The sequence below is a fragment of the Phycisphaerales bacterium genome (assembly GCA_029268515.1).
GTDB lineage: Bacteria > Planctomycetota > Phycisphaerae > Phycisphaerales > SM1A02 > JAQWNP01.
In genome coordinates this window covers 64,114-87,209 of record JAQWNP010000017.1, presented here as the reverse complement: position 1 = coordinate 87,209, position 23,096 = coordinate 64,114, and the positions used below count along the sequence as shown (strand labels likewise).

General features: G+C 50.9%; 11 protein-coding genes. 9 read left to right on the top strand and 2 right to left on the bottom strand.

The features are described from left to right. The first annotated feature begins 13 nt into the window (after positions 1-13). A complete protein-coding gene (locus P8J86_12045) occupies positions 14-1,249 on the top strand; it encodes a M20 family metallopeptidase (protein ID MDG2055426.1) in 1,236 nt (411 codons plus the stop codon). Positions 1,250-1,258: 9 nt separating this feature from the next. Next, complete coding sequence (locus tag P8J86_12040) at positions 1,259-3,925, top strand: serine/threonine-protein kinase (protein ID MDG2055425.1); 2,667 nt, start codon at positions 1,259-1,261, stop codon at positions 3,923-3,925. A gap of 8 nt (positions 3,926-3,933) precedes the next feature. Here P8J86_12040 and P8J86_12035 read toward each other — a convergent pair whose 3' ends face one another. After that, positions 3,934-5,220, bottom strand: a complete 1,287-nt coding sequence (locus P8J86_12035) for a dockerin type I repeat-containing protein (protein MDG2055424.1) — start codon at positions 5,218-5,220, stop codon at positions 3,934-3,936. Positions 5,221-5,446: 226 nt separating this feature from the next. Next, positions 5,447-6,757, bottom strand: coding sequence for a hypothetical protein (locus tag P8J86_12030; GenBank protein MDG2055423.1), 1,311 nt, complete (start codon positions 6,755-6,757; stop codon positions 5,447-5,449). 466 nt (positions 6,758-7,223) lie between these two features. Here P8J86_12030 and rplK point away from each other — a divergent pair, with 466 nt between their 5' ends. The 7 genes from rplK (at position 7,224) to P8J86_11995 (ending at position 23,095) form a co-directional block, all read left to right on the top strand. Further along, positions 7,224-7,652: a 50S ribosomal protein L11 gene (gene rplK / locus P8J86_12025; protein MDG2055422.1), complete on the top strand. Its 429-nt coding sequence runs from the start codon at positions 7,224-7,226 to the stop codon at positions 7,650-7,652. A 2-nt stretch (positions 7,653-7,654) separates the two neighbouring features. Next, the gene (gene rplA / locus P8J86_12020) at positions 7,655-8,338 is read left to right on the top strand and encodes a 50S ribosomal protein L1 (GenBank protein ID MDG2055421.1); all 684 of its coding nucleotides are present in this window, start codon (positions 7,655-7,657) and stop codon (positions 8,336-8,338) included. A 24-nt stretch (positions 8,339-8,362) separates the two neighbouring features. After that, positions 8,363-8,908 carry a 50S ribosomal protein L10 gene (gene rplJ, locus P8J86_12015; GenBank protein MDG2055420.1) on the top strand — a complete coding sequence of 182 codons (546 nt, stop codon included), beginning with the start codon at positions 8,363-8,365 and terminating at the stop codon, positions 8,906-8,908. A 111-nt stretch (positions 8,909-9,019) separates the two neighbouring features. Beyond that, positions 9,020-9,430, top strand: a complete 411-nt coding sequence (gene rplL, locus P8J86_12010; GenBank protein ID MDG2055419.1) for a 50S ribosomal protein L7/L12 — start codon at positions 9,020-9,022, stop codon at positions 9,428-9,430. Between the two features lie 325 nt (positions 9,431-9,755). Then, entirely contained in the window at positions 9,756-13,574 is a 3,819-nt protein-coding gene (rpoB, locus tag P8J86_12005) for a DNA-directed RNA polymerase subunit beta (GenBank protein ID MDG2055418.1), read from the top strand. Positions 13,575-13,636: 62 nt separating this feature from the next. Beyond that, on the top strand, positions 13,637-18,028 hold the full coding sequence (rpoC, locus tag P8J86_12000) for a DNA-directed RNA polymerase subunit beta' (GenBank protein MDG2055417.1): 4,392 nt from the start codon (positions 13,637-13,639) through the stop codon (positions 18,026-18,028). 303 nt (positions 18,029-18,331) lie between these two features. Then, positions 18,332-23,095 carry a S8 family serine peptidase gene (locus tag P8J86_11995; protein ID MDG2055416.1) on the top strand — a complete coding sequence of 1,588 codons (4,764 nt, stop codon included), beginning with the start codon at positions 18,332-18,334 and terminating at the stop codon, positions 23,093-23,095. The last annotated feature ends 1 nt before the right edge of the window (position 23,096 follow it).

Genomic DNA, 23,096 nt, shown 5'->3' with positions numbered 1-23,096 from the left:
TTCACTTTGGGATATGCAATACAATACTGCCATGACCACAATGACCAATACAACCAGCCAAATCAACGATGAAATTGAGCGACTGCTTCCGGAGCTCATCGAATTTCGACACGATCTCCATGCGCATCCTGAGCTGGGCTTTGAAGAGCACCGCACAAGTCAATGTGTTCAAGAAGCGCTCCGATCAGAAAACATTGAATTCCAATCAGGTCTTGCCGGCGGAACTGGTGTTCTCGGTCATCTCGCTGGCAGCGCTAAAAATGCGATCGCCTTCCGAGCTGATATGGATGCATTGCCAATAACGGAGACGCCAGGAAAACCGTACTGCTCAAAAACAAATGGAAAAATGCATGCCTGTGGACATGACGGGCATACGACGATTCTCATCGGGACCGCTCGGGTGCTTGCAGCGATCAGCAAGCAACACCCCCTCCCACGACCCGTCACATTCTGTTTTCAGCCCGCCGAGGAAGGTGGCGGCGGCGGGCTCAAAATGGTTGAGGATGGCTGTCTGGATGGAAGCCAGATCGGTCCACCTGTGTCAGAAATATTTGGCTTGCATGGCTGGCCTGGTCTGCAAGTAGGACACGTCGGCAGTAAGCCTGGGCCGATGTTAGCTGCAACGACCGTGTTTGATATCGAGATCTCTGGCACTGGCTCACATGCGGCCTCACCGCATCTTGGAACTGACCCATTACTCACCGGAACTTCACTTGTGCAAGCGCTGCAGCGCGTCGTTTCACGCAATGTTGATCCAGTCAAACCTTTAGTACTTTCGGTCACCCAGATTCATGCTGGCACCACGCATAACATCATTCCAGATGTTTGCACGCTACAGGGGACTATTCGAAGCCTGGACAGCGATCTTATGAAAGAGGCCAAGTCTCAGGTCGAGAAAATCACAGAGCTCCATGCCAAGTCGCATAACTGCAAGGCAGCGATCGGTTGGACAATGGAATACCCGGTGACCATAAATGATTCCGCCCTTGTCGATTTGTTCCATGAGCAAGCGCGGGCCACTCTGGGTGAGCAGCATGTTTGCCCAATCAGTGATCCAATCATGGGAGGCGAAGACTTTGCCTATTATGGACAAGTTGTACCCGCATGCTTCTTTGCTTTAGGCCTTCTAAAGCATGATCAGGAATCCATGCCAACATTACATCAATGTAACTTTGACTTTAATGACGATGCCATAGCAACTGGAATTGCAATGTTCTGTAATCTTGCATTGAGACCTCAAGACGACTGAAGAATACCCGTGGACAAGTCACCACACAGCGACCATAGACCAGACAGCCCAGATGGGCTCGATATCAATGACGCACCAACGCTCGGTAGCGAGGATGTCACGATTGATGGTCCAGCTTCACCGCCACCTGCTCAACCACCAGACATCCAATCACAACCAGACTCGAAACCCGAAGAAGATGATCTCTGGCAAGACGAACACGTCAGCGATGCGGAAGCCCAGCGGCTGCCCCCTGGAGCTCCGCGTCGCATTGGCCATTACCGCATTTTGCGTGTGATTGGCGCCGGCGGCATGGGCGCGGTTTATCTCGCAATGCAAGACAACCCTCGTCGCGCTGTCGCACTCAAAATTATTAAGGCTGGCGTAACCTCTCCAGATGCCCTGCGACGATTCCTTTGGGAATCACAGATTCTTGGTCGCCTTCGACATACTGGCATCGCTCAAATCTATGAGGCGGGACAACATGATGATGGCACTGGAAGTGTGCCCTACTTCGCAATGGAATTTGTGGCTGGCGCGCAGCCACTCACAAGCTACGCCGACAAAGAAGACCTTTCAATCAATGATCGTGTCACGCTGTTTATGAAGGCTTGCGATGCCATTCACTACGGACATCAAAAGGGAATCATTCACCGCGATCTGAAACCTGGGAATATTCTGGTTGATAATGCAGGCGACCTGAAGATCATTGACTTCGGGGTAGCACGCTCAACCGATGCTGATATTGCAACCACTACCATGCAAACCAATGTCGGGCAATTAGTCGGCACTGTTCAGTACATGTCACCAGAACAATGTGATGCGAATCCTGATGACATTGATGTGCGGAGTGATGTGTATGGCCTGGCAGTTGTGTTGTACCAATTGCTCACGGGCGAGCACCCCTACAAACTTCAGGGCGTACCAATCTTTGAGGCAACACGGATCATTTGCGAAGAACCGCCTATTCGACCTACCCAATTCGCTGAGACACTTCCAAGAGATCTTGAGACCATCGTCCTCAAGGCCATGGAAAAAGACCGAAACCGTCGCTACCAGTCTGCATTGGAACTTGAACAAGACTTAACACGCTACTTAGATCGAGAGCCCATTACTGCCAGGCCTCAATCAACGCTCTATAAATTTCGTTTATTCACCCGTCGCAATAAAGTGATTGTGGCTAGTGCAGCCGCGATCTTACTTGTGCTGATTGCCGGTATCGTCATTAGTGTCAGCTTTGCTGTTTCTGAAGCAGAGCAACGCAAGACTGCTGAAGCAAGCTTAAAACGTTCTAATAGTATTCAGCAGTTTCTCGGGAACTCACTCAAGGCTGGTGATCCTGATCGCGCAGGCACAACCGAAATCTCTGCCCAGAACCTCATTGACGACATGGCCGTACGCGCTGGAGATACTTTCAGAGATGATCCACAAACACTGGCTGAATTACGCGACTTGATCGGTGATGGATATTTAGCCCTTGGCAAATACAACCTTGCTCAACCACAATATGAAGACGCGGTTCGCATTCGTGAACAAGAGATAGGAGACGAGGGCCTCGCGATCGCTGGTTCATGGCGAAGATTGGCAGAGACCACACGCGCGATGGGGCACGCTGACCAAGCACTTGTCATCCATGAGCGAGCTCTTAAGCGAGCCTCTGAACTCATCAATCAGAGCGAAGAAACAAATGACATCAAACTGCTCTCCGAAGCGCTGTTGGCTCGGGGAGATATTCTCCAACAGATTTCTTATTGCTATCGCACGCTCGGCTCTTTTGACGCTGCACTCGAGGCCGCCCAAGAGAGCACCATGGACTTCGAGACACTTGAATCACTGCCAGGTGATCCCATTGCACAAATGAGCCCTTCGAGGCAAGATGATCTCCGTGAGTTCACGATCAATGCGGCAGTAGAGAGTGCCATTAGCTTACGCAAACTCCGGCGGAGTGAAGAGGCCATCGCCCAATACAAAAACGCGTATGCCAAACATGGCGCGTTATTCCCAGATCGTCCCTATCCTGGCAAAGCAATAATCCTTCAAAGCTGGGCTTTGGCATTACGTGATCTAAAGCAGTTTGACGCAGCCAGAGGCAAGCTCGATGAAGTCATCGACATTTATCTTAAAGCCGGCCTCGGAGGCCAACCTGCACCGCGATTAGGCAGCGCACGATCCACACTCTCATCGATTCTCTGGGGGCATGCTCAGAGCCTTGAATCACAAACACCAGAAATGATCCAACAGCGAAACCAACTTGTTCAAGATGCCGTGCAACAAGAACAAGAGGCTCTGTCCATTCGCATGGCTGTCTATGGAACAGAATCACCCAACCACAGGTTGATCGAAACATGCCATCGCAAACTCGCCATGTTCTACGAAGACCAACAGATGTGGGAAGATGCGCTTCGTGAAATGACAAAAATGCGAGATATATACGCAGCAACAATTAGTCCTGAAGATACCAATTACTGGTATAAGGCATGGGCTGAAAGCCGAATGGGAGAAGTACTTCTCGAACTAGAGCAGTATGAACAAGCAGAACCACTCTTACTCGGAAGCTACACCGTACTCAAGGCAACGACAGATGTGGATCAAGAAGAGATAGACAGAGCCTTAAGACGCATCATCGATATGTACGAACGACGCGGCAATGAAACTTCAGCAGCGCACTATCAACGAATGTTGAACACTACAAATTGATTCAAGTGCTACTCATAGCCGACACGGAAGGTACCACGCCCTCGATCGCCCGCTTCAGCGCCACCAATGCGGATCACAAAGGTCTCTGTACCATCTGTACTAAATGAAACTTTGGATGTTCCATTCGTACAGCCGGGCGCGTTATCTTGGCAGGCCACAAGCTCAAGATCCGGCTCACAGAGTCCAAAGTAGACCAAAAAGATGCTGAAATCTGTGGTGTCAACCATTCCGTCACCATCAAGGTCTGCCTCGGGACCACTTGAACCCCACTGAGTCAGCAACACTGAAAAATCGTCAACATCAACCGATCCATCACTATTGATGTCGCCGATGCAAAGTCCCATCAACTCATAAACAGCGATAGCTGAATCAAAGTCCACGCTATCGCAGGTTGAAACGCCCACAATGCCGGGTTCTAAAGGTTGGTATGACCACCAAAGGTCTTCATACAAAACGCGACCGTCTCCATCCGGAGAAGTGCATGTCACATCAGCCTGCGATTCAGTTGAAGCCATGACCGTATAAATGGGCCAGACACCTTCGTCGACATAGGCATTCGTTGGCCAGACATCGTTCTCCGGTGTTCGAAGTGGGAATGCAAAGCCAACACCGTCAACTGCAATATCATAGAAGCCAGCAGCGGGCGTTCCCTCCCAAACACCCTCTCCTTCAGTAAATCCGCTCATCCCGCCATCTCCATCTGGACCGGACACTTCATTGGGAACAAAAAAGTCAAACACAGGCAAAGGCAGTCCGGTCAGCATGACTGCGGGATACCGTGTGGCACTACTGACTGCAAGCATGTAATAACCAGGCTCGGTAATCATGGCACCAGTGGTATCTGTTGCCGCTCCAGGCAGAAAAGCACCGAGCAGATCAACATCTTGAACACCGAGAAGTCCGAATACTTCTGTAAACTGGCTAAGCTCGTGGACGTCAGCCGAATCTGTGGTAAACAAATAAAGCGATGAGTCAAAAGAGGCGCTGCCATTATCGACGGTTCGCAATGATGCTTTAAAAGACTCGGGGTTTGCAATCCAGATGATGAATAGATCTTCCTGGTCTTGCGACATTGAACGGAACGAACTGACACTACTCAGAAAGCCGCTTACTTTTTCGGTCTTACCGCTGCCTCTGGTTCTTTGGGCCGTTTCAGGGCCACTGCCAGCATCGTCGTCTTTGTCTTCGCCCCAACTCGCCTCTTGCCCCAGAGCAGCAGAAGATAAAAGAAGACCGACTGCCAACGTCGACAAAATCTGATGGCCCCGAAAAAGTTTGATTGGTGAAGTAGCCATGAGGGAAGGCTCCTATCTATTGCCCGTAAATTTCGCCGCATGCACGGCTCAATGCTGCTGGAGCCAAAAGAGGTGATGGCACCAAACAACAATGCGAAATCCAAGGATGACACGGGCAAAGAAAGGCCTAAAGGCCTCTGGAGGAGCCTATTTCACGTAGTGATTCACCGCCCTGATCGATAGGCAATATTGATTTATTAAGGCTCAATTGCGAGGTGCTGATTGATTAAGGTGTTGGCCCAACCTTCAAGACAGCAGAGCCGATTCCTGTATTGTCAAAAGTACCAAGCCGCAGAAAGAACCGGTCACCTGAATTGGCAAACCACTCCAAGTCGCTACTGCCATCCTCACACTGCGATGCATCATCATTACAGACCACTAATTCGGGCACCGGAACACACTCGCCAAATCCAACGAGAAACAACTCAAAGTCAGCCAAGCCTACCAAGCCATCATTGTTCAGATCAGCTTCCGGACCAGTCGACCCCCACTGAACCAGTAATGTGCTGAAATCATTAAGTCCGACAAGACCATCACCATTAATATCACCTTGACACAAACCACTGTCTTTATACACACCCAAAATAGAATCGAATTCTGTTTCGTTGCATGTCGATAGCCGGTAGGACCCGGTGTCTTTTGCTTCAAAGTTCCACCAGAGGCTATTGAAAAATTCAATAGCGTTACCATCTTGATCAGTACAACCGCCACCAACCTCAGGCCTTTCCAAGATCGTGGTTGTCACAGGATATTGACCGTCTGAAACGATCGCACTGGGTGGAAAGAAGTTACTGGTTGGATTTTCGAGCGGAACCGCAAAGGCGATACCTTCGAGACCAATCTGATAGTTCCCCCCCGTTATCGTAGACGTCCACGCGTAATTCCCCTCGGTGACAGGAATGCTGCCACCCTCACCATCCGGGCCCGACACTTCGCTACTGGTTAAGAAACTAAACAGTTCTAATAAATTACCTTGAACATCGGTGACTAAAGGCCGAGATCCTGCACTGGCCACTGCAAGCACGTAATAACCACGGGCAGCCACTTTGGCGGCAGTGTTATCTGTTGCTTCACGTGGAAGTACCGCGCCTTCAAGGCCGGCCTCATCTCGGTTACCGAGTAACGCCTGCATCGAATCAACAACGATTTCCGGATCTGGAAAACGAACTCCAACATCAAACAGGTATAACGAACTGGGAAAGTTGGCAAAACCGTTATCAATCGTCTTAAGCGAAGCGTTAAACTTCTCTGGATTAGCGACCCAAATGAGGTAGAGATCTTCAAAATCCTGGCTACCAACATGACGCGATCTACCCCGGGAGCCACTGGCATTGAATGCAGCAGAAACAGTTGAGCCACTGACCTTCTCGACTTTGCCGGAGCCCTTCGTCCTCTGAGCCTCACGAGGCCCACTACCAGCATCGTCATCCTTGTCCTCGCCCCAACTTGCATCTTGCCCGAGAGCTGGACTGACAACAGCCAAACAAAAACCGAACAGGGCTGCTGCCACTAGATACGAACGCTTGCCATGCAACATCTTTTATTCTCCCCTGCAGATCTGGCCCCGCAGGCTCACTGACTGGGATCCAAGCCACCAGCAGCCCGGGCTCCAAAATAACCTCTTCTTAACTACTGATATACGACGCGTCCGGCATGAGATCCAGTATTCGCCTCCAAGATTGAGAATCCTCTTTTGAAACCCCCGTTTTTTGCTTCGTTTTGCGGCATCAGATAGCTGGGCGACATCTTCCTCTTGGATTTCCAGGCCAGCTCCGGATATGGGCTTGAGCCTTGCCATTAGGGCCATTCTTGGCTGAGAGCAAAAATGCAGTAAATATGGATGGCGCTTGCAGAAACGCCCCAGCTCGGTATCCTGCCCCGTTCGACACGTCAATGCCGAAGGCACCACACCCGTGTCAATGCCACCCTCAGGCCAGAGGGTGAGGCTGGCGGAATCTTTGGATGATTCCGCTCGTGGGTGTGGGAGGTTGAAGGAGGTGTCTATGGCCAAGCAGATCACTAAAGTATTTAAAGTAACTGCGCCCGGTGGCCAGGCAACTCCAGCGCCTCCGCTGGGTCCCGCACTTGGTGCCAATGGCGTCAACCCTGGCCAGTTCATTCAAGCGTTCAATGAACGAACGAAAGAACTCAATGGCAAGATTGTTGGTTGTGTTATTACGGTCTTCCAAGACCGTACCTTCGAGTTTGAAATCAAGTCATCCCCTGCTTCCGTACTAGTGCGTGATGCACTTGGACTAAGCAAAGGGTCTACTGCACCAGGCACGGAGGAGGTTGGCACTATTAATGCGGATCAACTTCGTGCGATCGCAGAAGAAAAAATGGCTGATCTCAACGCAGGAAGTGTTGAAGCTGCCATGCGTACCATTGCAGGCACCGCCCGATCCATGGGCATTGCGGTAGAAGGACTCTAAATATGGCAAACTTCAGTAAAAGAGCCAAAGCAAACAGAGTCATCGCTGAACAGCATGAAGGCCCACAGACTGCCGAAGATGCGATGAAGATTCTCAAGTCATTCAAAGGACCTTCTTTTGATCAGACTATTGAATGTTGTATGCACCTCGCAATCGATCCACGTCAAGCCGAGCAGCAGATTCGTGGCTCGGTGTCAATGCCGAAAGGTGTTGGCAAGACTGCTCGTGTGATCTGTTTCTGCGGAGACGATAAGGTTGAGGCGGCCAAAGCAGCAGGCGCTGTGGAAGCTGGTGGCGAAAGTTTGGTTGAAAAAGTAGCTGGCGGCTGGTTTGAATTTGATGTCGCTGTCTCTTCACCTGACATGATGCGTGTGGTCAGTAAGCTTGGACGTGTCCTTGGCCCGAAAGGGCTCATGCCTTCGCCAAAGGCGGGCACGGTGACAGCAGACGTTGCAACTGCAGTGACTGAATACAGCGCTGGCAAACTCGAATATCGAAATGATGACACTGGAAATATCCATTGTGTGATTGGAAAAATGAGCTTTGAAGAAGCTGATCTCATGGCCAACTTCAATCACTTCTTTGGAATCATCGAAAAGTCCAGGCCCGCCACAACGAAGGGTGATTACATCAAAAACTGCGTGCTCAGCGGCACGATGACCCCATCGGTTCAGGTTGCCGTGTAATCTCGATCGCAAGGAACAAATGATATGAGCAAGCCTGTCAAAGAAATGTTGATGAAGACCTACCAGTCGCGCTTTGGAGAACTGGAGTCGGCTGTTGTTGTTGATATTCGTGGCATTGAAGCGAATGACAACAATGACCTGCGTCTAGACCTATTAGAGAATGACATTCGTGTCATGGTTGTTAAGAACACGCTTGCACGCCATGCTTTCGAAGGCACGAAACTTGAGCCCTTAAGTAACTCGCTAGAAGGTCCTTCAGCACTCGCTTATGGAGGCGATTCGGTTGTAGACGTTGCAAGATCCCTTGTGTCTTGGGCCAAGAAAATCAAAGATCTGGAGCTCAAAGCTGCAATTCTGGATGGACAGGTCTTTGACGGTGAAGCGGGCGTTAAGCAACTCAGCAAATTCCCAACCAAGGAAGAGGCGCAGGCCAAGGTCGTTCAATTGGTGCTCTCGCCAGCTGGCAATGCCATCGGTGCTGCGAAGGGCCCCGGAGGCCAGATTCTCGGAATCATCAAAGAGATCGAAACACGTTTGGAAGAAGGAAAGACAATCGAAAAGGTTGCCTGAGAACCTTCCTGATCACAAGACATCATCTCATCCAACTGGCCTTTCGGGGTTAAAAGTCGTATGACGGCTCCTCTTGGATGGATAAATTCGTTTGGAGTTAAGAGAAAAGTTATGTCAGAAGAAGCAACTGCAACAAAAGAATTTGAGGCTAACGTCACAAAGATCGGCGATGAGATCGCCTCATTGACGCTTAAGCAAGCTGTCGACCTCGCGGACTACATGAAAGATGCCTACGGCATCGAGCCTGCTGCTGGTGGTGCTGTCATGATGGCTGCAGGCGGTGGTGAGGGCGATGGTGGCGCCGAGGAACAGACGGAATTCGACGTCATCCTAGAGAGCATCGGCGACAAAAAGATCCAGGTGATCAAGGCTGTCCGCGAGGCAACTGGTTTGGGCCTCAAGGAAGCAAAAGCCATTGTGGATGAAGCCCCTAAAGCAATCAAGGAAAAGGCCAGCAAGGACGAGGCCGATGCCCTTAAGGCCAAGCTTGAAGAGGCTGGCGCTCAGGTCAATGTGAAGTAATTGAATTTTAATGTGTGGCTCAAGCTCTTTTTTTATCTTTCCAAGATAAGGGCTTGGTGCCAGGCTAATGGGATCTTCTATGCGTTTTTTGGCTCATTATGAGCCCTCTGACACCAAAATCACCTTATTGAGCTCTACCGTAAGTGCCCGGATCACTGCGTTACGAGACCCAATCAGTGCTGGCTATGGGTTGATGAGTCGTTATTGGGGCGTTACCATGCCTTGCTCGGCGGTAATAGGTCTTTTTAACGAAAAAATACGTATAGATTGATCGTACGCATCCTTACGACGGCAGTGTAATCATGCCGATTTTTGAGGTGGATCGATGACTGAAGTGACGGTGCGCTGCTTCTCAAAGCGCGGCGATGCGGTACCTGTACCTGATCTAACCCAGGTTCAGCGGCAGGCCTATGAACGTTTTATCCAGAACAAGCACACGCACGAAACTCGTGACAAGCACACTGGGCTTGAAAGTCTGCTTCGGGAGGTCTTTCCCATTGAGTCTTATGACGGCTCAATGCGGCTTGAGTACCTCTATTACAAGCTGGATGAACCACGGTATACACGGGACGAGTGCAAAGAGCTCCGACTGACATTTGGGTACCCCTTCCGCATAGGCGTACGCCTGGTGCGCGATGGTGTTTCCGAGATCGTTGAGGAAGAGATCTACCTCGGCGAAATCCCTGTCATGATGGGTGGCGGAGAGTTCATCGTCAATGGTGCTGAACGCGTCATTGTCAGTCAACTTCATCGTTCTCCAGGTGTCGACTTCTCTGTCGTTACCGACATTGGGGATCGGCCATTGCACTCAGCCAGAATCATTCCAGAACGTGGAAGCTGGATTGAGGTAGAGGTGACACGGAAAGATGTACTCGCTCTTCGGATTGATCAATCCGCCAAGATTGCGGCAACAACTTTCCTACGGGCGCTATGGGACCCGTCCAACGAAGATGACAAGAAACCGCCGCCATTTAGTACCACCGACGGCTTACTTAGTCAGTTCTATGACATCAAGGAAGTTCCTGCCAAGAAAGTCAGCCCTGAGCACTATTCTGCTGACCTTATTATTGATCAGGAAACCGGTGAAGAGTTATGCCGTATCGGGGAGTTGATTGGTGATGGCGCTGAAGCAATTCAGTCCTCCGGCTTCAAGAAAGTTCGAATCATTGAAGATCCTGCTGATCCTCTGATCCTCAATACACTTGCCGCAGAGCGACTCGACTTCCTGGGTGATATTTCTGAGCATGAAGCAGCTTTGCTTCGTATCTATGGACGTCTTCGCCCAGGCAACCCACCTCAGATTGACAAAGCCAAAGCACTTTTCCGTGAGAAGTTCTTTGACGAAAATCGCTACCGACTTGGAAAAGTTGGACGCTTCCGTATCAACCGTAAATTTGAACTCGACGTACCAGAAGACATTATGTACGTGGGGCCAGACGATTTCCTTCGTGTTGTCAAATACATTATGGAACTTCGAGCCACACGAACCAAGGCGTTGACCGATGACATCGATCACCTAGGCAACCGTCGTCTGCGTACCCTTGATGAACTCGCGGTTGAAGAGATGCGCAAAGGCTTCCTTAAGTTACGTCGCACCGTTCAAGAACGAATGAGCGTCAAGGAACCCGATGAACTCAGCAAGATTGCTGATCTGGTTAATTCCAAGTCAATCAGTAGTGCCATTGAGTTCTTCTTCGGACGAAGCGAACTTTCCCAAGTCGTTGATCAAACAAATCCACTATCGATGCTTGTACATGAGCGCCGCCTCTCAGCCTTGGGCCCTGGCGGACTCAACCGAAAGCGAGCTGGCTTCGAAGTGCGTGACGTTCATATTTCTCACTACGGAAGAATCTGCCCGATCGAGACGCCTGAAGGCACCAACATCGGACTGATTGCTTCACTGGGTCTCTATGCAGAAATCGATGAATACGGTTTCCTCAAGACGCCCTACCAGAGAGTGACGAAGGGTAATGTGACTGGCGAAGTCGATTACCTGCGTGCTGATGAAGAAATGCGTAGTGTGCTGGCCACCAAAGATGTCCTTGATGAGAGTGGCCAAATTGGCTCAGGACTCGTCTTGGCCCGTGTTGGCGGCGAACTTGCACAGGTGACTGCTGAAGAAGTCAACTACATTGACATCTCTCCCAAGCAGATCGTTGGTGTATCTGCCTCACTGATCCCCTTCTTAGAGCATGACGATGCCAACCGAGCGCTCATGGGATCAAACATGCAGCGACAAGCTGTTCCCTTGGTCAAAGTCGAGCCACCACTGGTCGGCACCGGAATGGAAGCATCGGCTGGCGTGTTCTCCGGCATGCTTGTGAAGGCGAATCGAGGTGGCACCGTCACCTATGTTGATGCCGAACGCATCATTATTGATGACGCTGATGAGTACGAACTCCGAAAGTTCCGAGGCCTCAACGAACGCACTTGCCAAAATCAACGCCCATTGGTTCGCCTCGGACAGACGATCGAAGAGGGTCAAATCCTTGCCGATGGATCCTCCACATCGCTCGGCGAACTGGCGATCGGCAAAAATGCGCTCGTCGCTTTTAGTACCTTTGATGGCTACAACTTTGAGGATGCGATCGTCATCTCCGAACGTCTTGTCAAAGATGACACCTTTACATCAATTCATATTGAATCATTCGATGTTGAGGTCCGCGAAACCAAACTAGGCCGCGAAGAATTCACACGTGACATCCCGAACGTATCTGAAAAAGTGCTTCGCAATCTGGATGAGCACGGTGTCATCCGTATTGGTGCCTCTGTCGGCCCTGGCGATGTCCTGGTTGGCAAGGTGAGTCCAAAGAGCAAGTCTGAGCTCACACCAGAAGAGAAGTTGCTACATGCGATCTTCGGACGTGCTGGCGAGGACGTAAAGAACGACTCTCTCGAAGTCCCCGCTGGAACCAATGGTGTTGTCATTGGTGCCAAACGCTTCAGTCGTCGAATGCACTTTACTGATGAACAGAAGGCTCAACTCAAAGTTGACATGGTGGACTTTGAAGCAGAAATGAATGAGAAGGCGATTGCTCTTTTCAAGCAGATGATTCAGAAGATGAACACCATTCTTGAGACTGAGATGGTTGATGCTGCGACCAGGCAGCGGGTTGGTGCATCTGATATCCCAGAAGTCATCTTGGAGCAGATCGAAAACTTTGATGACAAGTGGATCAAGGGCAACAAAGATGGCAAAGCTGCGGCGATCAAAGTCAGAAGTCAATTCTGGCCACGTATCGAAGCGATTGAGACGGAGAAACAGCGACGCCTTGCCCATATGAAGCGTGGTGACGAACTACCTTCGGGTGTGCTCGAATCTGTGAAGGTCTACTTAGCCACCAAGCGCCAGCTTTCTGTTGGCGACAAGATGGCAGGCCGCCACGGCAATAAGGGCGTGATTGCTCGAATTGTGCCAGAAGAAGACATGCCCTTCCTTGAGGATGGCACGCCCGTTGACATTCTCCTCAACCCACTGGGCGTTCCGTCTCGAATGAATGTAGGCCAGTTGCTTGAACTCCACTTAGGCTGGGCTTGCAAGGTACTGAACTTCAAAGCTCGCACACCTGTTTTTGATGGAGCCACTGAGACAGAAGTTCTCGCAGCAATCGAAGAAGCCAATGCACATGTACGTGATCGCATCAAGAAGTTCGAGAGCGGTGAAGCAGATGCAGGCACGCCTCGAGAAATACTTGCCGAAGTACCATTTGATGGCAAGGTGCAGCTTCACGATGGTCGTACTGGCGAACCATTCCACCAGAAGACATCTGCTGGTTACATGTATATGTTGAAACTCCATCACCTGGTGGATGATAAAATTCATGCTCGCGCAACAGGCCCTTACAGCTTGATCACGCAACAGCCACTGGGCGGCAAAGCTCGCACTGGCGGCCAACGCTTTGGTGAAATGGAAGTTTGGGCGCTCGAGGGTTACGGCGCGGCTTATATGCTCCAAGAATTGCTCACTGTAAAAAGTGACGATGTTGAGGGGCGAACCAAGATCTTTGATTCCATGGTTAAGGGCACGAATGTTCTTGAAGCCGGCATGCCCGTCGTATTCGACGTGCTCTGTCATGAGATTCGTGGTCTTGGAATGAACATCTCGCTTGAGAAAGAACAAATTGACGGCGGAAGCCTCCTGTAATAATGCGACGAGCGAACGTCACAGCTAGTACATGAGAACTTTTTGCCGAGGAGCAGCCTGTTATGGTCGATACGGTCTTTGATCGAGTCAATGACTTCGGATCTGTAAAGATTACTCTTGCAAGCCCCAACGACATTCGTAGTTGGAGCTTTGGTGAAGTTAAGAAACCCGAGACAATCAACTACCGCACCTACCGCCCTGAAAAGGACGGCCTGTTTTGCGAACGTATTTTTGGTCCTGAACGGGATTATGAATGCGCCTGCGGTAAGTACAAGGGAACCAAGTTCAAGGGAATCATTTGTGACCGTTGTGGTGTCAAGGTCACACACTCCCGCGTACGTCGAAAGCGGATGGGGCATATCAACCTCGCCGCTCCAATTGTGCACATCTGGTTCTTCAAGGCGCTTCCAAGCCGCTTAGGAACCCTGTTGAGTATGAAGACAGCTGATCTTGAGAAGGTGATCTACTTCCAAGACTATGCCGTCATCGATCCAGGCACGACAGATCTTGAGCCCCGCCAAATCCTCACCGAAGATGAACACCGCACTGCGGTTGAAAAGTATGGTTCATCTGCATTCCGTTGCAGCATGGGCGCAGATGCAGTGCGTGAACTTCTTGAAGAACTCGACCTTCACGAAGTCGCCGCTACTATTCGAGAAGATCTTGAGAAGACAAGATCAAAACAGAAGATCCGCGATCTTTCCAAGCGGCTTAAGCTTGTTGAGCAAATTAAAAATTCTGAAAACGATGTCACATGGATGGTCATGGATGTTGTTCCGGTCATTCCTCCAGACCTCCGCCCACTTGTCCTTCTTGAATCGGGCAACTTTGCGACCAGTGATCTCAACGACCTCTATCGCCGAATTATTAACCGGAACAATCGACTCAAGAAATTGATGGACCTCAATGCACCTGAGGTCATCATTCGAAATGAAAAGCGAATGTTGCAGCAGGCTGTTGATGCTCTGTTTGATAATGGTCGCTGTCGCCGTCCCGTTTTAGGTAGCTCAAATCGACCCCTGAAATCATTGACCGATATGATCAAGGGTAAACAGGGGCGATTCCGCGAAAACCTGCTCGGCAAACGCGTCGATTATTCAGCCCGTTCAGTCATTGTCGTGGGCCCAGAACTCAAACTACATCAGTGCGGTCTACCAAAGAAAATCGCGTTAGAGCTTTATCAACCATTCATTATCCGTCGCCTTAAAGAACATGGCCTGGCAGATACGATCAAGTCAGCCAAACGTATGCTGGAGCGACGTGATCCTGAAGTATGGGATATTCTCGAGCAGGTTATTTACCAGCACCCCGTCTTACTTAACCGCGCGCCTACGCTTCACCGCATGGGCATCCAGGCTTTTGAGCCGGTCTTAGTTGAAGGCAATGCGATTACGCTACACCCGCTTGTGTGTACGGGATACAACGCAGACTTCGATGGTGATCAGATGGCCGTCCACCTTCCACTTTCATTGGAAGCTCAGGTCGAAGCCCATGTTTTGATGCTGTCGACACATAACATCTTCTCGCCAGCTGATGGCCGGCCAATTGTTTCGCCCAGTCAGGATATTGTGATGGGCGTCTATTTCCTGACCACGATGCTAGAAGAGCCAACGCCAGAGAAGACGCGCTATTCCGTCTTCGCTGAACCCCATGAAGCAATTCTTGCTTATGACCATAAGACCATCGATTTACATGAGCCTATTTACGTACGCCTCAAGAATGCAACAGAGGTTGTTGACAATGAGGGCGGCACACCATCACCAATACAGTCGAACAAACGTGTTCTCACCACAGTAGGCCGCGTACTCTTCAACGATGTTCTAGATCCACAGATTCCCTTCTACAACTGCACGCTTGGCAAAAAAGGCTGCAGTGCTGTCATTGACGATACTTACAGGTACTCGGGCCGCCCCGCCACACTTGAGCTTCTTGATGCAATGAAAGAGGTCGGATTTAAGACATCAACAGTCTCCGGACTTTCAATCGGTATTGCTGACATGCGAATACCGACATCAAAAAGTGACCTGATCGCTGAAACACAAAAACGTGTTGACCGAGTTGAGAAAAGCTACAGCGCTGGTGCAATCACAGAACGAGAACGCCATAATCAGCTACTTGACCTCTGGGCACACTGCCGCGAACAGATCACACAAGCACTGGTTGAAACACTCAAGAATGACCGTCGTGATCCTACGACAGGCGATGAAACTCCAATCAACTCCGATGAGGGTGCAAAGTACCTGAACCCTGTTTATCTCATGTCAACATCTGGTGCCCGTGGCAACATCAGCCAGATGCAGCAATTAGCTGGCATGCGTGGCCTGATGGCCAAGCCCTCAGGCGAAATTATCGAAACACCAATTCGGTCCAATTTCCGTGAAGGCTTGAATGTTCTCGAGTACTTCTCTTCAACGCACGGCGCACGAAAAGGACTGGCTGATACAGCACTTAAGACCGCTGACTCCGGCTACCTCACACGTAAGCTTTATGACGTTGCTCAGGGAATGGTTATTACGGAACAAAGCTGCAAGACCAAGCTCGGGGTACCCAAGCGTGCGGTCTACAAAGGCAAAGAGATTGACGTCCCGCTACGCGAACTGATTCTTGGCCGAACAAGCCGCCAAACCATCATCAACCCAATGACTGACAAGCGCATTGTCGCTGAAAACCAGATCATTACTGCGGACATTGCAAAGCGAATCGAAGAACTTGGAATTGACTCTGTCCAGGTACGCAGCCCACTTACTTGTGAAACATCTCGAGGTTGCTGCGTCGCTTGTTACGGCATGGACCTTTCAACTGGCCAAGCCGCTGAAGAAGGCCTTGCTGTGGGCACCATTGCAGCTCAGTCAATCGGCGAGCCAGGTACCCAGCTGACCATGCGAACATTCCATACCGGTGGCGTAGCGACTCGTGCAACACTAGATCCTTCGCACCGCGCTGAAAATAGCGGCACCGTTGAGATCAGAGACTGCAACGAGGTCGATGTTAAGAATCCAGATGGCGTACAAACGATTGCACTTAAGCGTAATGGTGAAGTCGCTGTGATTGATGATCGAGGCCGTGAGCTCGAGAAACACAAAGTGGAGTACGGATCAGTCATTCGCGTGAAGGCTGGCGAAACGATTCGTAAGGGCAAGGTGCTCGTCGAATGGGATCCCCACCGAACACCGATTCTGGCCGAACGAACCGGCACCGTCCGCTTCAAAGACATTCTGACCGAAGACACCGTCCGTGAAGAGGAAACACCTGCTGGCAAAGAACTTATCGTCGTGGCTCATACCGGCGAAAAACACCCGCAGATTCTCATCGAAGATGAATCGGGCAATGTTCTGGACTTCCACCACCTACCCGCAAAGGCTCGCATTGAGGTTGAAGAAGGCCAGCCCATTAATATGGGTGAAATGCTTGCAAGACTCCCCTCTTTAGTTGCAGGCTCAGCTGACATTGTTGGCGGCCTTCCACGTGTCACTGAAATATTTGAGGCTCGTATTCCCAAGGATCCTGCAGTAACCAGTGAAATATCTGGTCGTGTCGAGCTACATCCAGACAAGCGCAAGGGCAAGATGACCATCCGGGTTATCAACGAAGCTGGCCTGGAGCTTGATCACCATGTGGCACAGGGCAAACGACTCTTGGTTCATACCAACGATCATGTCAAAGCAGGCGACCGACTCACCGAAGGTCCTGAAATACCATCAGACATTCTTAAGATTAAGGGCGAAGAAGCGCTCTACAGCTACATGCTTGATGAGGTTCAGAATGTCTATCGTGCTCAAGGCGTACCCATTGCTGATAAACACATTGAGACCATTCTCACCTGTATGCTCAGTAAAGTTCAGATAGAACAACCGGGTGATACCTATCTGCTGCCGAATGATGTCGTTGATAAATATGCGTTCCGCGATGCCAATCGAAAGATTGCCAAGCAAGTACGTGTGACCGATACCGGTGAGACCTCGCTCGTAGCTGGCCAAATGATTGATAAAGATGCTTTCAAAGAGGCCAATGACCTCGCTGAAGGTGACGGCAAACAAGCCGCTAAGTCAAAGAGGGCCCGGCCCGCAATGGGCAAGACGCTCCTCCTTGGCATCACCAAGGCGTCCTTACAATCCGAGTCGTTCCTTTCTGGAGCAAGTTTCCAAGAAACCACCAAGGTCCTCACAGAAGCCTCACTACGAGGTGCCGTGGATAATCTGGTGGGGCTCAAGGAAAACGTCTTGCTCGGCCACCTCATTCCAGCGGGGACGGGTTTTGATCCCTACCTGCGAATGCAGGTCCAGAGACTGGTTGAACCACCAATTTCGATGGAGGAAGAAGAGGAGGCCATGCTTGCAGAGGCTGTCGAGGCCGCTGAGGCCCTTGGCGCTGAACCATTAGATTCAGGCTCCGGCTTTCCTGACGACCAGATCCCAAATGAGGCGGCCTCCTTGGCTGGCGAGAGTGAGGCCTGAGCATAGGGTGGGCACCACCTCAAGCTGAAGAGTCCAAGAAGTTGAAACCACCTTTTTGAACGCTTGGCGGTGGTTTGTGTGATACTATTGATGTTGTTAGGGACGGGTCGCAGGCCTCCAAGGTGGAGCTCCCTGCGATGGAAGTACCCATGCGCTTAAATGGCCGATCAAAGGCCGAAATAAGTGGTGGGTAAAAGGCCGATGCAAGGATCTTCTCCTCCATTGCAGAACTCTAAGTGAGTGCGCAAAAAGTGAGGGGCAGTTGAGATGCATCGACTTGAAAGTTCAATGGAGTAATTCGGCATGACGCGCCTGCAATCCCCTGCTAAGAGCCTCTTCAAAAGCTGCATCCTTGGAGTTCTTTCAATATCTCTACTGACCATAGGCAATACTGCCCTGGGTCAGGTTGAAGATCGTGAAAGTCGAGCACCCACAGCTCGAACGAACCAACTCAGCAAAGACATTGCTCTTGAAGAAATGAGTGAAACGGACATTGAGGAAATTAATGGGCGACCACTCATTTCACGTCAGATAATTCCTAAAACCAATAAGCTCATCAAACCGACTGGTTACGACGCAAGATTGATCATCAAGTTCGCAGATGACATGAAAGCCCGGCCTCAGGCTGACGGCATGATCATGTCTCGTTCCCGCCAAAGTACCTTCGAAGTCGATGTCTTAGCTCGAAGGTACGGGGCGATATTCAGCTCACCATTTCGAAAACTCCAAGAAGGCGATCTCAACCGCATCCGATCAAAAGCGGCGATCAATTCTGGCAAGGCCCAACCTGATCTAGCTGGCATGATGTATATCGAAGTAGCAGATGCATTCTCGCAGCAACTTGCAAAAGAATTACAAGCGCTTGATTGTGTCGAGTGGATTGCTTATGAAACCAAACCTGAGCCACATGGCTATGTCAATTCGTCACCACCAGCGGCAACACTCGCCGCCAGTACGATGGCCCCAGTCCTAGGCGCAGGCGCTTGCTGTGTGGGAACAGGCTGTATTCAAGCAACTCAAGCAGACTGCAATAATGTTGGAGGCAACTTCGTTGGTGGCCTATGTGCAGCAGATACATGTACCGGTGCCTGCTGCTTTCCTCAGGGATTTCAAAATGCCTGCTTGCTACTCACCAGCCAGGAATGCGCTGTCCAAGGCGGCACGTTCAATCTAGCGACTATCGGACAAGGTCAGGCGGCCTGTGCAACCGGCTGCGAAGGTCGTGGCTGTGAGGCCGATGGCACTTGTGTTGACAACGCCGTCAGCAATCAGTTTCCACAAGCAGATTTTGTTATTGGTGGCACTTGTGCCCTGAATCCTTGCCCTCCAGCACCAGGCGTTGGCGCTTGTTGTGTCCCTGCTCCTGCTGGCGAAGCACTCGAAGCAGCAGAATGTGAGGAGACAGACGCTGCCACATGCGGTGCCATCAACGCCATCTTTCAAGGCGGCCTTACTTGTGATGAAGCGCTCTGTCTTGAAGGTGCATGCACCTCAGATTTCATTGACCCAAATGCGACCATTACCATCACGACACTGGCTGATTGCGCCAATTCGTATGATCCACTTACCAACCCCAATCCTAGCTTTGCGGGCTTTGGACATAATGAACAGACAGACGTCTTTGAGCTAGCACGAGACGGTTTTTTCGGCTCTTGTTGCCTTGGCACGAGCTGTATGATTACGTTTGGAGTGGATATCGAGGGTGCGACTGAGGCATGTTCGGCAATTGGAGACGAACTGGGCGTGCCCTCATTCTGGACGCCACCAGAGTTTATTAATGACGAGCAGGAAGTCAGGAACTCACTGTGCACTGAATTAGATAATCAAGGCGTCCCATCAGGTCGCTGTAGAGAAACCGGCATCTGTGCCATTCCAGGCGAAGGCTGTTTTACGACGTCTGTTGCAATCTGTGTAGGTGCGGTCGAGGGCACGTTCATCGCTTGGCGCGATACCACTGGAAACTTCCCGCCTCTTGAATGCGGCGAGCCACTTTCACCTGAAGTGGCACCGGGTGATGAAGTCCTCTTTGGTACTTGCTGTGCACAGGGGGCACCCGCGTCAAATGTTGCTAACATTCCGGCCTCGCCTTTTAGTTGCCTCAGCAACATACCAACCTTTCAAAATATCATAACCGGCGCTCGAGTTCGTCCATACGCTGTGTACGTTCCAGACGACGAAATTCCAGAGGGCATCCCCAAGGCAATCTGCGATCGCCTTGGATTCCCATGGGAAGTGATCTTTACAAGCGGCTCAACTGACTGTATTGATCTGCCTTGCCAATTTGATTCGGGCCTTTTCCCTTGTGGTTATGACTGGTGGTGGCTTTCATGGACTGGCCAGGCACCGGTTCCCGGCTGGACACCTCCTGCAGATAACGTCCCGAGCCAACGATATCAAGGCCCCTGTCACCAAGCGTTGACGTTCTACAATTGCTGGGATTATGGTGATACCGATACACCTGGAACTGCATGTTGTGACGATATTGTCGGACTCTATGCAGGATGCAGTGGCCAACCAGGGCAAGAGCTTGCTGAGATCTGGAACACATGGTGCCAACAGCTGGCCATGTCCGTTTGTGATGATGCCCAGGATCTTATTGAACAAGTTGCATTCCCCCCGCTTGCAGAATGCCCTGTGGTGTATGCCGGCCTCGGACTACCACGACCTTTGAGTGCCAATACCTTCGGCTATTGCCCCTGTATTGGTTCTGTTCTCGCGGGGCCATGTGACCAGCCCAATGGAACCAGAGGATGTGAGAACGCACAATGCTGCACCACCGTGTGTGCTATTGAATCGTTTGGCTACTGCTGTACTGCAGGATGGGATTCGGGTTGTGCTGAAATCGCGAGCATCATGTGCAATCGATCACAAGAAAACAGTTCTGATCCACTCTTCCCTCCTATTCCACGTTGCAGTGACCCAATGTGTGCCGATTACGACACACCAGACTTCACCGATGGACAAGGGTACTTGACACCAATTGCGTATGGCTTCAGAGAGACGTTCTACGGTGGACAGGTCAGTTCTGACTTCCCAACACTTGCATTCCCCACCCCAAGCTTCGTACAGCCAAACCTTCGTGGCATCCTGCCCGCTTGCACCGGGTTTGAGTCTGGCGTCAGTGGCTACATGGGCCAAGGACTCTACCTAGAGGAGTGGCGAAAAAAGAAACTCGATCCCTTCTGGTACAAGTGGGCTGGCCTCTATGGCATTGGCGCCGAGTATCAGCAAGAATATGGTCGTGACCTCGCTTCAACTGACGGCGTGATCTACAACAGAACACGCGGATATGGCGTACGTGTTGCAGTGATTGACTATTCCTACATTGAGATGCATGAAGATCTCAATGTCACCCTTGAACCAGACGTGACCATGCAGTTATTGCCCGAACCCTACGGGCCCGCGCACGGCACGGCTGTACTAGGGATTATCAATGCAGTGGACCAGACGCGCCCCAATCCAGGGCTACCCAACAATGATCAGCCAAACAATCTGGAGCAGATTGGCGTCGTTGGCATCGCACCAGAAGCTGAGGCCTATTTCTTCCCACTTCAATCTCTTGAAGATGGCCCCCGAGAGCTCGAGGCATGGACCAATGCGCTCAACACACTTTCTATTGGTGATGTTATCTGTGCGCCGTATGGACCTAATGGCGGTGGTGATTGTCTCAATACCATTGAGCCGGTCTGGCAGCTTGCCGGAGTTGCCGCAGATCTCGGAATCACCGTGGTTATGTCAGCAGGCAATGCCAGCCAAGATCTGACTGGGCAACCAGATTTTGGCGACAACGGCGCCATTATTACGGCCGCTGGTTCCCCAGGTGGCGCCTCTTCCAGTTCTGACGATGTCGTGATACCTGAATGGGATGCTTCTGTAACCCAAGGATCGATACCACTCTACTTCAGCAGCTATAACTCAGAGGGACCAACTGGCGCCGGTGATCCCAGCGGATGGCCAGACACTGGTAATCAAATCAGTCTGTTGATGTGGGGACGTAACGTATACACCACTGGTGGAACAACACCAATTGTGGACCTGGCCTTCAACCCAGACTTCACCCAGGGGATTGGTAATTTGGACTGCTATGACCCAATTGATCCATTCCCAATAGGACCAAACTGGAATCCATGCCAGAAGGCGGAGTCGAACGTCGCGTATGGAACGCGCATCCTGGAACGTGCTTATACCAATGATTTTAGTGGCACCAGTGCTGCCGCCGCGATGGTTGCTGCAGTCGCTTGTGATGTCCAGGGCTTTCATAATCAATATTATGGAATTGACGCGTCACCCCAACAGCTTCGCGCTGCACTGACGGCAACAGCTCGAGGGAACGCTACACCACCGATTTCCGCCGGTGCTGGCGAGGAGGGACCCTTCTACGGGTTTGGTAGTCCACGACCGCGTGAAGCTTGCTTGGCCTTAGTAGCTCAAAGCGATCTGGCTTACGATGACTCACCTTGGCTTGATGATATATATGTCCTCACTGGCGTCCACATTGGTGGCAACATTTTCAGCGTCAAGGGTGAAGGCGACAACAATTCGTTCATCGTCCGCACCAAGCGAACACGTGGCACCAATTCAACTGACGCCCCATTCCCATTCAACGAAGTGACCTACCCAGTATCAGGCCCTATCACTGACATTGGCGTCGTCGTGGATAGCGAGGCGAATCGTTTTAGTGCTGCGGACGTAACGGTGGTGATCGGAACCCCTGGTGTTCGAACTGCCTTCTTTAGTTATATCTACAACCCAAATACTTCAAGATGGGATTACCTTTACTACGAGCTTCTAGAGTCCACGGCCGAAGAGCCACCTGAAGATGACTACATAACTATTGATATTCCTATCGAGTACGTCAACTGGTATGTCAATGACGGTGATATCAATCTCCGCTTCTGGACTTATCAGGTTGACTTCGGTGGCGCAGGGCTTTCGACCCCCGGCCAAAATCCATCGGATGACCCACACCCAAGTGACTACTCACTGATGCGATACGAGTTCATCGGCTTTGATATTGATAATGGTGGTTTGGGAGATGGTAATAACGGCGGGCCGATCTCGAATTGAA